Annotated in this window: 9 protein-coding genes; 2 read left to right on the forward strand and 7 right to left on the reverse strand. The window is 74.1% G+C overall.

What is annotated here, in order from left to right:
- Window positions 1-9: 9 nt before the first annotated feature.
- Window positions 10-753, reverse strand: coding sequence for a hypothetical protein (locus FRANEAN1_RS25670; RefSeq protein WP_157472800.1), 744 nt, complete (start codon window positions 751-753; stop codon window positions 10-12).
- A gap of 603 nt (window positions 754-1,356) precedes the next feature.
- Window positions 1,357-3,033, reverse strand: a complete 1,677-nt coding sequence (locus tag FRANEAN1_RS25675; protein WP_020462691.1) for an MFS transporter — start codon at window positions 3,031-3,033, stop codon at window positions 1,357-1,359.
- Window positions 3,034-3,300: 267 nt separating this feature from the next.
- On the opposite strand from FRANEAN1_RS25675, the gene FRANEAN1_RS37435 reads away from it, so the two are divergent.
- Window positions 3,301-5,451, forward strand: a complete 2,151-nt coding sequence (locus tag FRANEAN1_RS37435; RefSeq protein ID WP_020462692.1) for a serine/threonine-protein kinase — start codon at window positions 3,301-3,303, stop codon at window positions 5,449-5,451.
- 40 nt (window positions 5,452-5,491) lie between these two features.
- Here FRANEAN1_RS37435 and tyrS read toward each other — a convergent pair whose 3' ends face one another.
- From tyrS to FRANEAN1_RS25705, 5 genes are all read right to left on the reverse strand, one after another.
- Window positions 5,492-6,889 carry a tyrosine--tRNA ligase gene (gene tyrS / locus FRANEAN1_RS25685; protein WP_020462693.1) on the reverse strand — a complete coding sequence of 466 codons (1,398 nt, stop codon included), beginning with the start codon at window positions 6,887-6,889 and terminating at the stop codon, window positions 5,492-5,494.
- A 57-nt stretch (window positions 6,890-6,946) separates the two neighbouring features.
- Window positions 6,947-8,203: a nucleotide disphospho-sugar-binding domain-containing protein gene (locus FRANEAN1_RS25690; protein WP_020462694.1), complete on the reverse strand. Its 1,257-nt coding sequence runs from the start codon at window positions 8,201-8,203 to the stop codon at window positions 6,947-6,949.
- A gap of 166 nt (window positions 8,204-8,369) precedes the next feature.
- A complete protein-coding gene (locus FRANEAN1_RS25695; protein WP_020462695.1) occupies window positions 8,370-8,993 on the reverse strand; it encodes a TetR/AcrR family transcriptional regulator in 624 nt (207 codons plus the stop codon).
- A gap of 268 nt (window positions 8,994-9,261) precedes the next feature.
- Window positions 9,262-9,876, reverse strand: a complete 615-nt coding sequence (locus tag FRANEAN1_RS25700; RefSeq protein ID WP_020462696.1) for a DinB family protein — start codon at window positions 9,874-9,876, stop codon at window positions 9,262-9,264.
- 206 nt (window positions 9,877-10,082) lie between these two features.
- On the reverse strand, window positions 10,083-12,686 hold the full coding sequence (locus FRANEAN1_RS25705) for a bifunctional SulP family inorganic anion transporter/carbonic anhydrase (protein ID WP_020462697.1): 2,604 nt from the start codon (window positions 12,684-12,686) through the stop codon (window positions 10,083-10,085).
- A 397-nt stretch (window positions 12,687-13,083) separates the two neighbouring features.
- On the opposite strand from FRANEAN1_RS25705, the gene FRANEAN1_RS25710 reads away from it, so the two are divergent.
- A complete protein-coding gene (locus FRANEAN1_RS25710; RefSeq protein ID WP_020462698.1) occupies window positions 13,084-13,740 on the forward strand; it encodes a cadmium resistance transporter in 657 nt (218 codons plus the stop codon).
- Window positions 13,741-13,810: the final 70 nt, after the last annotated feature.

The following is a 13,810-nucleotide window of genomic DNA, read 5'->3' on the forward strand; positions in this document are numbered from 1 at the left end:
TCGGCTGGGTCAGCTCGGCGATACAAGCCAGGAGAACCCGCGACCGCCGGGTGGGCGACGAAGAAGCGCCGTGTCCGCTCGCGAGTTCACAAGCTCATACCGCAGGCGATCCATCGTCTGGCGACTGACCTTACTGATGGGTTCCAGGCCGTGCTGTCGATGGCGCCAGCTCGGGTAGTCGTTCAGGAAGAGGCAGCGTGGCCGGACCAGCTCCACATAGTGACTGAGATTCGCTGCGACCTGCTCGGACAGCGTTTCACTCAGGGTGTCAGTGGCCAGCATCCGGTGCCAGGCCTGGACGAACGTACTCGAGCAGGCCGATCCGGGACCCATCCTGCCGAAGATACTCGCCCGCTCGTCCGCCTCGATGTAGGTGTCGAGAAGCAGGTCGTCGATCACGTGGTTCGCGACCAGGAAATCCGTGTTCTGTCCGGCCAGCGCTCCCGCGTCCGGGACCTGTTCACTCATCACGCGGATCTCGGCGTCCGGAAGAAGCCGGCGATATTCCGCGGCCGCCCACGCGCCAGCCTCCTCATTCGGTTCGACGAGGATCACAGTGCCCCGGAACCCGAGGTCAGACAAGCCGAAGGCAACCTTCGCCGAAAACCCTGGCCCGATCTCGGCAACGGCCGCCTCCGGATCCAGGCCGGCTCGGCGCAGCAGTCGCGCCCACAGGCGGCCTACCGATCTCACCCAGGCTTCGTTGCTTCCGATCCCTTTGGTTGCACCGGCCGTGCAGGCAGCGCGGCTCACGCCCCGGTACCGCCCGTCGCCCGTCGACTCTTCGCGTTTCCGCTGTACGCGGGCTCCCGCATGTGCCACCTCGATCACGCGGGACGGCGCCGGCACGCACTCAGCCCGAGAAGATGCCGGGCGAGTCGGTCCGCGTTCCTGGATCGTGCCGAGCGGAGAACACTGCCAGAACCCCCCAGTAGGCCCGGGACCTTCCGGCGGCGACGACCTAGCGAGGCGTCGGAATATCCTGATACTCCGGATCATAGCGCGTCACAGTCACGCCACAAGCGGCCCGCCGCTGGATGCCAGTTACGCAGGCCGGACTCCAGGAGTCGGAAGCAGGGAGATCCCGGCCGGTGAGGCTGACAAGACGTCCGGGCCAGGCGGCCCGGACGAGATGCGACGGGCTTCCCGCAATGCGCGGCTGGCTTACCAGCCAATCAGGACGCGTCATCTTACCGCGAAGATCGCCATACCGGCCATACTGCTCGCAGCTGACCGTTCCGCCACCCGCGGACCGCCCCGTACCTGCCGCCACTCGGTTATGACGACATCCGTCGCCAGGACCGGACAAACAGAACACGCGGCCGTGTTCCGCCCATGCGGGTTACGAAGTGTCCTTCAGAACGCCGCGTCGCCCCGTCCGTCCGCAGCTCCGTCCTCTTCATCGGAATTCATTCCGATGGTCTGTTCAGCGGCTGTGACGTCACCCGTTGTCGAGTCGCTCGCCGTCATGCCACCCACCGCGCCGCTGCGGAAGAGGAGGACCGAGAGCACCGCGAACAGAACCGCCAGCGCGCATCCCACCGCGGCGACGGTGTGCAGGCCGGCGGTGAACGCGTCGCGGGCCGGCTCCAGCACCGCGGTTCCGCCGTCGGCGAGTGATCGCGCCGCCCGTACCGCACCGGCGAGGCTTTCACGGTCGGCATCGGCCGGCCCGGCCGGTGCCGACCGACCCGCTCCCCCGGCCGGGCTCCCGCTGTCGATCGCCGCGGCGAGGCGGTGCCGGTAGACGGCCGTGCCCAGGCTGCCGAGCAGCGCCACCCCGAGGGCCACGCCCAGCTCGCTGCCCGTCTCCGACAGCGATGCCGCCGACCCGGCCCGCGCGGGCGGCGCTGATCCGACCACCAGATCGGTGCCGAGCACGCCCAGCGGCCCGACACCCAGGAAGACCAGGACGAACCCGAACCCCAGCAGGATCAGCCCGCCATCGCCGGCCCGGGTGAGGATCGCGAGGCCGACGGCGCTCACCCCCAGCCCGGCGGCGACCACCCGCCCCGCGCCGATCCACCGCGCCGCCACCGGGGCGGCCAGGCTCGTGCCGATGACGGCCAGCGTCGCCGGCGCCAGCCACAGGCCGGCCCGCAGCGGGGTGAGTCCCGCGACCAGCTGCAGGTACTGCGTCACGAACAGGTTGATCCCGCCCATGACGAACGCGCCGAACAGGATGAGCCCGAGCGCGGCCGTGAACGACCGGTTCGCGAACAGGCCGATGTCCACGAACGGGTCGGCCCGGCCGCGCTGGCGGCGGATGAACAGCCAGCCGACCAGCAGCCCGACCGCGACCGACCCGCCGGCACCCGGGCCCGGACCACCCGCCGCCGTCTCCTTGAGCCCGTTGACGACCGCGAGGACGGCGAGCAGCGACATCGTCGCGCTGACCAGGTCGAGGCGGCCCTCCCCCGGGTGCCGGTACTCGGGCAGCAGCACGGGCGCCGTCACGACCAGCAGCGCCATGACCGGTACGCCGAGCAGGAACACCGAACCCCACCAGAAGTACTCCAGCAGCAGGCCGCCGAGCACCGGGCCGGCCGCCATCCCGGCGAGGAAGCAGCTCATCCAGACGGCGACCGCGGTGGACCGCTGCCGTTCGTCGGTGAACATGTTGCTGATCAGCGCGAGGGTGGACGGCATGAGCGTGGCACCGGCGATCCCGAGCAGGGCCCGCGCGGCGATCAGCATCGTCGGGCTCGTCGCCCAGGCCGCCAGCACGGACGTCAGCGCGAACGCGACCGCGCCGGCGAGCAGGAGGCGGCGCCGGCCCACGCGGTCGCCGAGGGTTCCCATGGTCACCAGGAAGCCGGCGATCAGGAAGCCGTAGCTGTCGGTGATCCACAGCAGCTGCGTGGCGCTGGGCCGCAGGTCCTCGGTGAGGCCGGGCAGCGCGAGGTAGAGAACGCTCAGGTCCAGCGACAGCAGCAGCGTGGGCAGCGCGAGGACGGCCAGCCCGGTCCACTCCCGCCGGCCGGCCCGTCCCGCCGGCACCGCGTGGGCGTGGGCGTCGGGGTCAGCGGGCACGCCGGTCATCCTCCCCGGGCACGGGCCTCGCGCTCACCTCGATCCCGCCGTGCGTGTCCGCGCGTCCCGCCGGGCGGATCCGCCCCGCGCCGAGCGGGTCCGCGCGCGCCGAGCGGGTCGTGATGCGCGCCGCACCCCTGTCGGAAACTCGCCAGCTTCGCTACGTGTCCAGTTGGCGACGTGGAGTATGCACACTGGCAGGATCCCGCCAGCGCCACCGGCCGTCCGGTCACCCGCGCCCGCGCCCCGGAGGAGGACCGACGCACTGTGCGAGCACGGAAGAGTACGACGACCCCGTCAACCGGCCCGGTCGGCGCGTTCGGGCGCGATCTTCGCGCGGCGCGGTGCGGGGCGGGAAATCCCTCGTACCGGACCCTGGCGCGACGCAGCGGAATGCCGGCGGAGATCCTGGCCGGCGCCGCCAGCGGCGGGTCGCTGCCGGCGCTGGACGTCCTGTGTGCCTTCGTGTCCGCCTGCGGTGGGGACGTCGGCTCCTGGGTGGCGCGGTGGCACGAGCTCGCGGCGATCCTGGAGGCGGAGCGCGAGACCCGGATAGCCCCGCCCGGGGCGGACGTCCCGTCGCAGCCGCCGCCGGTCGGGCCGTGGCCGCCGCGCACCAGCGGCGCGCCGCCCGGATCACGCCCACCCCACGCGTCCCCCGGCAGGGTTCCCTCCCAGCGTTCCAGCGGCGGGCCGGCCGACGACTTCCTCGCCCCGCTCAGCGCCGACGACCCTCGGGAGGTCGGGCCGTTCCGGCTGCGCGGCCGGCTGGGCTCCGGCGGCATGGGCGCGGTGTATCTGGGCCACTCCCCGGGGCAGCGGCCGGTCGCGGTGAAGGTCATCCGCGCCGACATGGCGTCCGACAGCGAGTTCCGGCGTCGTTTCGAGCGGGAGGTCGCCGCGATGGGCCGGGTGAACAGCCTGTTCACCGCGCCGCTGATCGCCGCGGACGTCGCCGCGGACCGCCCGTGGCTCGCCACCGCCTACATCCACGGCCCGACGCTGCGCGACAGCGTGCTGCGCAACGGCCCGCTGCCGCCGTCCAGCCTGCTCCGGCTGGCCGCCGGGGTGACGGAGGCGCTCGTCGCCATCCACGGCGCGGGGGTCGTGCACCGTGACCTGAAGCCGGCGAACGTGCTGCTGGCGATCGACGGGCCCCGCGTGATCGACTTCGGGATCGCGCGGGCAGCCGACCACGCGGGCAGCACCACCACCGGGAAGGTCATCGGATCGCCGCCGTACATGTCGCCCGAGCAGGCCCGCGGCGAACGGGTGGACGCGGCCTCCGACGTGTTCGCCCTCGGGTCGGTGCTCGCCTTCGCCGCGACCGGGCGCAACGCCTTCGGCGAGGGCAACACCGCCGATGTGATCTATCGCGTGGTCCGGGGGGAGCCGGAGCTGACCGGCGTGGACGGCGACCTGCGCGCGCTGATCGAGTCGTGCCTGGCCAAGGCGCCGCAGCGGCGGCCGACGCCGGCCGAGATCCTGGGCCGCTGTCACGCCCAGCTCGGGGCCAGCCCCCGCCCGCCCAGCTGGCTGCCCGTGCCGGTGATCGCCGAGATCAGCCAGCGGCTGCGGCATCCGGCCGTGGTGGACCGTCCCACGGAGCCGGCCCGCCGCCCGGTGCGGGGGCTGGTGGTCGCGGCGTCCGTGCTGGCCACCGCCACGGTCGTCGCGATGACGCCGGCGCGCAGCGTCCTCACCCCGTGGGAGCTGCTCCCGAGCTGGGGCGACGGCGCGCAGGCCCCGCGGGCGCCGTCGAGCCCGCCGCCCACGCCGACCGCCGGGGGCGTGGCGGAACGGCGGTCGGCCGAGCGGCAGTCGGCGGGCAGCCGGCGCACCACCGACGGCCGCGGCGCCGGGACATCCGCCGGCACGCCGGGTGGCACGTCGGACGGCCTGGCGGACGGCGCGGCGGGCGGCACGTCCGCGGGGATGCCCGGCGAAGCGACCGGAGGCACCATCGGCGGCGTCGCGGGCGGACTGGAGCAGGGCCTGCCGGGCACGGGCCAGGATCCGGGAACGGGCCGGGGACCGGCCGGCGGCCCGGTTCAGGCGCCGGCCGCCCCGCAGTCCGGCGGGAGCGGCGGCCAACCGGCCACACCCGGGACACAACGCCCACCGGCCGTGCCGCAGGCGCCGGGTCCGGGTCCGGGTCCGTCCTGGCCGTTCCCGTCGCAGGGCTCGGGCGCGACGAACCCCCCACCAGCGCAGCCGCACCCGACGCCGGGATCACCCATGGCCACCGACCCGCCCCCGCCAGCAACGCCGGAGGACCTGCCCAGGACCACCGCACCCCCGCCGGAGACGCCCCCGCGGACCACTCCGCCACCGGAACCGGCACCGCCCGAGACCCCGGCGGCGCACCCCGGCTCACCGCCGGCGGAGACCGCCCGCACGGAGGCTCAGGACCTCTGACACCGACGCCGTGCGACCGGTGCCCGCGCGGCGGGTGCCGTCAGCCGGCAGGCTCGATCCGCGCCAGCTTGCGGCCGACCTTGAGATACACGGCACCGGGCCGGCCGTCGAGCCTGTCCTTGAGGACGGCGGACAGCGGCTCCCGGACGTCGTCCGGCGTGAGCGGCACCTGGGTCTGGCCCTCCTCGGACTCGACCACCAGCCGCAGCCCGTTCTGCTCCGCGACCCGGCGGACGTCGCCGTTGCTCTTCGCGAACCCGAGCCCCCGCACCGCGTCGGCGACGGTTGCGCCGAGATCGGAGAGCACCGGCAGGTCGTCGACCTCGGCGAAGGTGCGGCGGGAGAACCGCGCGACGAACTCGGCCCGGGCCGTCATCGCGGCGTCCACCCCGTGGATCGCCGCCGTCACCTCGCCGGCGAGGATCTTCTTGAGGTCCATCGGGTGCGCCGTGCCGGCCTCGCGCCGGGCGGCCAGGACGGCGAGTTCGGAGTCGCGCCACTCGCTGAGCGCGCGGAAGTACGGCTCGACGAGCCTGTCCGGCACGGACATGATCTTCCCGAAGATCTCACCGGGCGCGGCCGTCAGCGGGACGTAGTTGCCGCGGCTCTTGCTCATCTTGGCGCCGGTGCCGTCGGTCCCCTCGATCAGCGAGGTGGCCACGACGATCTCCGGGGTCTGGCCACAGATCTCCATGACCTTGCGGCACATCTGCATGTTCAGGAACTGGTCGATGCCACCGATCTCCAGGTCGCTGTCGACCTCGACCGAGTCCAGCGCCATCACCACCGAGTACAGCAGCTCGGCCAGGGAGAGCCCGTGGCCGGCGTCGAGGCGACGCCGGAAGTCCTCCCGCTGCAGCGACATCGACACCGGGATGCGCGAGACGATCTCCAGCAGCCGCGGCAGCCTCACCTCGCGCAGCCAGTCGCCGTTGCGGCGGAACTCGGCCCGTTCGAAGTCGAAGAACGGGGTGACCTGGGCCCGGTAGGTGGTCAGGTTGCGGGCGATGTCCTCGTCGGTGAGCGCCGGGCGCTCGTCCGACCGGCCGGACGGGTCGCCGATCTTGGCGGTGATGTCACCGACGATGAACACGACGCGGTGCCCCATCCGCGCGAACCGGCTCAGGAGCAGCATCGGCACCGCGTGGCCGAGGTGGACCTCGGCGCCGGTCGGGTCGATGCCGAACTTCGCCACGAAGGGACGCGACCGGGCCGCCGCGTCGCCGATGCGGGCCGCCAGCGCCTCCGGTGAGGGCTGCAGGTCCTGCGAGCGCTCGGCGATCAGGGCCGCCTGCTCGGCGGGGGCGAGGTCGGAGAGGTCGAGGCCGCGACGTTCGGTGGTCTGCTCCAGCAGCTCACGCACGGAGGCGTCGGACGCCAGGTCGGCCCCGCCGAGCAGCGCGGTGACATGGTCGACGGAGGCTCCGAGTCGGGTCATGGCGACAATGGTAGTCAGCGCCGAGCGCCCTGATCTCGGCGCGGACCACCCTCCCCGTCAGGCGGCGGGCCGTGCGGCGGCGGGCCGCGGCGCGGCCGCGAGGCCCTCTGCCTCGGTGGCGAAGCTCTCGCCGCCGCCGCTCGCCCTGATCCGGCGTGCGGCGTTCAGCGCCCCGGCGCGCCTGCTCATCGCGGTGCGCAGCGCGTCCCGCAGCCGCTCCGCGGTCAGCCGCCTGGCCGGCAGCATGACGCCTGCGCCGGCCTCCACGACCCGGCGCGCGACCTCGGGCTGATCCCGCCCGAACGGCACGGCGACGACGGGCACACCGGCGGCGATGGCCTTGTGCACGATGCCCATCCCGCTGTGGCAGATGACGGCGGCGGCGCGCTCGAGCACCGGGCCGTGCGGCACGAACCGCTCGACCCGGACGTTCGCCGCGGCCGGCAGCTCGACGTGCCCGTAGGCGTCCGCCAGGGTGATCACCACGCGGACCGGCTCGTCACGCAGGGCCTCGACGGCGGCCACGGCGAGGCGTTCGTCGCCCTGGTAGTCGGTCGAGGTGGTGACGAGCACCCAGGGGTCGCCGTCCTCGGCGAGCCAGGCCGGTGCCTCGCCGGGCGGGTCGTAGATCTGGGCGCCGACGAAGCGGACATGCTCCGGCGCGTCCGAGCGCGGGTACTCCAGCGGGTCGCCGGTCAGCACCAGAAGCCGGTCGGCCTCCAGGAAGTAGTCGATCGGGCTGGTCAGCGGCGGGAGGGCGGCGTCCGCCCGCATGGCGTTGAGCGGGGGCAGCATCGCCGCGCCGAACTGGCGGATGACCAGCGGCCACACCACCCGGTCGCGCAGCCGGCCGAGCGGCCCCCGTCCCGGCGCGAGGCCCAGGCCGTACGGGGGGATTCCCTTGCCCGGCAGGGCGACAAGGGACGGCAGCACGATCCCCCACGGCCGCCCGGACGCCCGCGCGGCGATCGCGGCGCCGTAGGCGTTGGTGTCGACGAGGATCACGTCCGGGTCCACCTGGGCGACGGCCCGTTCGAGGTCGGCCCGCTCCAGGGGGCCGCGCGACATCAGCCCGGCCAGCGCCCGTCGGAGCTGGGCCGGGCCGGTGCCGCTCGCGTCCGCCTTCACCTCGATCTCGTCGATGCGCGGGTCGGTCGGCGCGACGTTCAGGCCGTCGGCCCACGGGCCGTCCACCAGCCGCGCGCCGATGCGCAGGTGGATCTCGTGCCCCCGGTCGCGCAGGGCGCGCAGGCCTGGGACCAGCGGAAACAGGTGACCGGGAGCGGTCGTGCAGTAGACGAGGTAGCGGGCCATGTGGGCACTCCTTGGGCAGGGCGGACCGCCGCCTGGAGCTGGAGGCACCGGCGGAGAACGCGGGATGTGGGATCTCGGGAGACGACGCGGGGGGATGGGGTGGATGCGGATCTCGACGGCGAGAGGCCGGGGCGAGCTGGGGACCGGCGGGCCAGGGAGTGGTGGCCTAGGGAGTGGTGGACGAGTCCGGACCGGCCAGGCTGGAGCCCGGGCCGCCCAGGCAGGCCGCGATGAGGTCGGCGACCGCCGCGCGGGTGGCCTCGACGGAGAGCCCCTCGTCGTTGCGGAGCACGAGCCAGAGCTCGACGCCGCACACGGCCGTGAGCCGGCCGAGCAGGTCGTGCCGGTCGGCCGGAGGCCGGCGGTCGAGCTCGGCAGCGAACGCGGCGGCCGTCCAGGCCCGGTGGGCCTGCCGGCCGGCGGCCGCGGCCTCCGCCAGTGCCGGGGAGACGTCCTGCTGGCGGATGGCGCGGTCGGTCACCTGCCCCCACCGCTCGTACTGGCGGGCCAGGCGCTCGGCGACCACCGCCGGGTCGGAGACGTCCGGCTCGCCCCGGGCCCCCTCGATCTGCGGGACCAGCCAGGCGTTGACGGCGCGGACGAGCCCGTCCTTCGTACCGACCCGCCGGATGACGGTCTGGACGCCGACCTCGGCTCGCTCGGCGACCGCGGCGAGAGTGATCTGGTCGAACGGGCGCTCCCCGAACAGCTCGGCGCCCGCGGCGAGGATGCGCTCGGTGTTCGCGTCCGCCGACTCGGCCCGCCGTCGCTGCTGGTAGGTGCGCGTCACTGACCCCACTTTCACGGTAGTGACGTTACCGCCAAATTGAGGGCGACGGGACCTCCACCCGTGTCGCCCGCGCGACGCCTCGCCACCCGCCACCCGGCCGTCGCGAGGCCCCACCTATCTGACGTCAACGTCAGATGGAAGTACTCCAGTGCGACCGTGACGGCTCCCGAAACGGACCCCGGCGCCGGGACGCTCGGCGTCGGCACCCCTACCGGAACTCGCCGAGTGACCGGGCGCCGCCCGGGGGCGGCGGCCCGCTCGGCTCCGCTCAGCCCATGGTGCGGCTGCCGTCGAGGCTCTCGCGGATGATGTCCGCGTGGCCGGCGTGCTGCGACGTCTCGGCGATGAGGTGGAGCAGGACGCGCCGCATCGACCAGCGCGCCCCGGGCTCGAACCACGGGGCCTCGGGCAGCGGCCGGGTCACACCGAGATCGGGCAGCGACCCGACAACCTCCGTGGTCCGCTCGGCCGTGGCCTCGTAGTCGGCGAGCAGGTCGGTCAGGGTGTCGCCCATCAGCATCTGGTGCTGCTTCATCCAGCTCTCGGCGTCCGCCTGCTGGTCTCCGCCGAGGATGAAGTCGACCCAGGACCGCTCGACCGCGGTGACATGCTTGATCAGCCCGCCGAGGCACAGCGCGCTGACGGTGGTGCGCCGGGCAGCCTGTTCGTCGGTCAGGTCACGGACGGTGTAGCGCAGGAAGTGCCGGTGCTTCGCCAGCGTCGCGAGCAGGTCCTCCTTCTCGCTGACGGTCCCGCCCTCGACGGCGCTGCCCGCCTCGCTGACTGTGTTCGGGTCGGTGACGGTGCCGGCCTCAGTGACAGTGCCGGCCTCAGTGACGGTGCCGGCCTCGGGGCCGCTCTCGACGTCCACGGTGCTGTTCATGGTTCCCACCTCTGCTCGCCGGTGACTGCTCGCCGGATGACTGTGGAGCCGACGATAGGAACCCTCGCGGACAGCTTCTGTCCTTGGCGGGAACCCGACCCGGCAAGTCGAGGCCGGAGCTGGGCGAGACGGCAGGCGGGGTGGCGGCGGGTCGGGTGCTGCCCGCCGTCACCTGCGCCGTGCTCGGGGTGGGGCCGACCGACGGGTCAGCCCCGGGTGGCGTCGGCCAGGCGCTGTCCGCTCTCCAACGCCGGGACGACGCTGACGGTCGGGATCTCGAACCGGTCGGTCGACTCGTTCAGGACGATCGCGCGCGCCGTGGCGATGTCGAACCACATGCCGACCAGCTGCAGCCGGCCTTCGGCCTCGGCGCGGCGCACCACGGACAGCCCGCGCAGCGCGACGAGCTGCTGCGCGACGCTGACCCGGCTCAACTCGTCGGGCTCCGGTGGAAGGCCACCGGCGTCACGGGCCGCGCGGGCCAGGGCCGGTTCGCCGTGGCGCAGCCAGGCCTCCAGGTTGCGCAGCGGGCCCACGATGGAGCCGCTGTGGCCGGGTGTGCCCCGGTCGAGCAGGGCGGCGACCGCACCGCATCCGGAATGTCCGCAGACGGCGATGGTCCGTACGCGGAGCACCTCGACGGCGTACTCGATCGCGGCCAGGGTCGAGTCACCGACCGCCTGCGGACCGGGGACGAACGCGCCCGGCGTGCGCACGGTGAACAGGTCCCCCGGGCCGCTGCTCGTGATCACGTTCGGCACGAGCCGCGAGTCGCTGCATGTGATGAACAGGGTCGACGGCCGCTGCCCCGAGGTCAGCTCGGTGAGGAACGGCTCGATCATCGGGGCCGTCCGGCGGTGGAACTCGTCCACGCCGTTGAGCAGGTGCTGGCGGTCGTGGAGCTGGCCGTGCTGCCAGTCCGACCAGGGGGCGAGCCAGCGCGGCGGCCGCGCCGACCGGGCGTGCCGGCCGGTGGAACGCCCCCCGAAGAGGCTCTTGGAGAGTCGTCCCTCGCGGGGCCGGGCCGCGACGGTGGGGATGGCCAGCGGTGCGGCCCCCACCTCGTCGACGGTCACAGTGGCACCGGCGCGATGCCGCTCGGCGATCCAGTCGTCCAGCATCTTGTGCGCGCCGTGGTCGAGGTAGTCGACCGCCAGGTCGAGCCGGACGGACGCCCCGGCGGGCACCTCGGCGAGCCGGCGGGACAGCCTGGGCAGGGAGAGGAAGGTCAGCGCGCCCTCGACGACGACCCGCCACGGCGAGCCAGGGCCGGTGGGCGGGTGCACGTGGACCGGCGCCACCAGCGTCCGGCGCAGGGCGAGCAGCAGTGCGGTGGCGATCCCGATCAGGACGCCCTCAAGCAGGTTGAACAGCACCACGCCGACGACCGTCGTCAGGTAGATCGCGAGCTCGCCGTGGCGGGCGATCGCGCGGATGTGCGCGAGGTCGACGAGGCGGATGCCGATCACGACCAGCAGGCCGGCGAGCACGGCGAGCGGGATGCGCCCGACCAGCGGCGCCAGCAGCAGCGCGAAACCGGCCATCCACAGGCCGTGCAGGATCGCCGAGGCGCGGGTGCGGGCACCGGCGCGGACGTTCGTCGAGCTGCGGACGATGACGCCGGTGACCGGCAGCCCGCCGAGCAGGCCGGAGACCGTGTTCGCGGCGCCCTGGCCGAGCAGTTCGCGGTCGAGGTCGCCACGCGGGCCGGAGTGCATCGCCTCGACGGCGACCGCCGACAGCAGCGACTCGATGCTCGCGACCAGGGCGACCGTCAGCACGGCCAGCGTGATCGCGCCCCATTCACCGCCGGCGGGCAGCTCGGGCAGGGCGATCGCGCCCAGCAGGTCGTCGGGCAGGGCGACCCGCGGGACGTCGAACGGAAGCGATGCCGCGGTCACGATCGACACCGCGGCCAGCGGTGCCGGTATGGACGACAACGGCCGGGGCAGCCGCGTCCACACCACGGTCAGCGCGATGGCGGCGATGCCGAGCAGCGCCGCCGCCGGGACGGCCGGCGACACGATCTCGCCGGGCAGGACGATCAGGTTGTCCCAGGCGGCCGAGCCGGCGGTACCGCCGAGCACGACGTGGATCTGCCCGATGACGATGGTCAGGCCGATGCCGGCGAGCATGCCGTGCACGACCGCGGGTGAGATGGCCAGGGCCGCGCGGGCGACCCGGCTCAGGCCGAAAAGGATCTGCACCACGCCCGCGGCGGCGGTGACGAAACAGGCGACCCGCCAGCCGTGCGTGGCGACGATCTCGGCCACCACGGCGGTGAGGCCGGCCGCCGGGCCGGAGACCTGCAGCGGGACTCCGCCGACGGCGCCGGCGACGACTCCACCGACGACCGCCGCGATGATGCCGGCGACCACCGGGGCGCCCGAGGCGACCGCGATGCCCAGCGAGAGCGGAAGCGCCACCAGGAAGACGACGACGGACGCCTCCAGGTCGTGGCGCCAGGCTCCCCGGAGGGTGCGGCCGGCCGAGCCGCCGGACCCGGGACGGCCGGTGCCGTCGGGGTCGTGCCGGGCGGCGCCGCCGGAGGGGGGGTTGTCGGAGGCGGGGTTGTCGGAGCTGTCAGCGGCGGGGCTGGCTGGCGCGCGCCGGGCGCGGCGCCACGGGCGGCGGCCCGGAAGGCGGTCCGGCTTCTCCGGGTGGTCCGGGTTCTCGGTGTGGCCCGGGCTGTCCGCGTGGTCTGGGATCTTCGCGCGGTCCGTGTCGGGCTCGGACGGGTAAGGCAGCGCGGTCGGGGCAGGCGTCACCGACGACGGCTGTTTTCTTGGCTCGTGGTGCTCGGCGTGCACGATCGTCTCCTCGGCGAGGGCGCAACGTCAGCGTCAGGCCATCTATTCTCGATGTTGAGTGGTACAGGTTCGAACACGTTACGTGACCAGAACCCGGAACCCCCACCCCGCTCCGCTACTCCGTGGTGGGCGCACAGTAGTCACTGAGCAATAGTCCCAGGATGGAGCCGCGACTTTGGACGCGCGGCGCGTCACAACCGCATCGTAGAGTAGCCATCCCGGCCGATCGGGGTGTAAAGGCCCCGAGCCGCCCGCGACCTGCGGCCCACCCGGTCGGACCACTCGCTTCTCGCGGCCGTCGCGAACCGCGTCACAGCCGTGGCGAACCGCCGGTCAGCGGCCGGGAACACGCCCGGTACGGTCGGCCGGTGCCGTTTGCCCCGCCCGTCGCGACCGCGTGAACCCGGGCGCCGTCGGGCAGGCGATCGGCCTGTTCGCCGTCACCAACATCGACGACATCCTGGTGCTGGCGCTGTTCTTCGCCCGCGGCGCCGGTGACCGGCGCGCCGTGCCGCGGATCGTCGCCGGCCAGTACGTCGGGTTCGTCGGAATCGTCGCCGTCGCCGCCGCCGCCGCGTCCGGAGCGGCGCTCCTGCCCGAGTCCGCGATCGCCTACCTCGGCCTGCTCCCGCTCGCCCTGGGCCTACGCGCGGCCCGGCGGTCCCTGGCGGAACGCGGCGACCACGCGGCCGCGACGACCGGAGATCCCGCCGGCCCCGACCCCGATGACGAGGCCGGGGGTGAGGAGCAGGACAGGGACGCTTCGCGCAGGGGGCCGGCCGCGCTCGAGGTCGCCGCGGTCACCTTCGCGAACGGCGGCGACAACCTCGGCGTGTACGTCCCGGTCTTCACCGCGGTCGGCGCGGGCGGGACGGCCGTCCACGCGGTGGTCTTCCTCGTGCTGGTGGGCGTCTGGTGCGCGGCCGGCTGGTTCCTTGCCACGAGGCCGCCGGTCGCCCGCGCGCTGAGCCGCTGGGGGCACCTGCTGCTGCCGCTGGCCCTGGTTGCCATCGGCCTGACGATCCTCGTCGAGGGCGGGGCCTTCGGTCTCTGACCGAAGCCCACCCCGCGGCGGAAGCCCGTGCTGCGGCAGGAGCGCGCCCCCGGGCGGGAGCACGCCGCCC

It is taken from the genome of Parafrankia sp. EAN1pec, from assembly GCF_000018005.1.
Classification (GTDB): domain Bacteria; phylum Actinomycetota; class Actinomycetes; order Frankiales; family Frankiaceae; genus Parafrankia; species Parafrankia soli.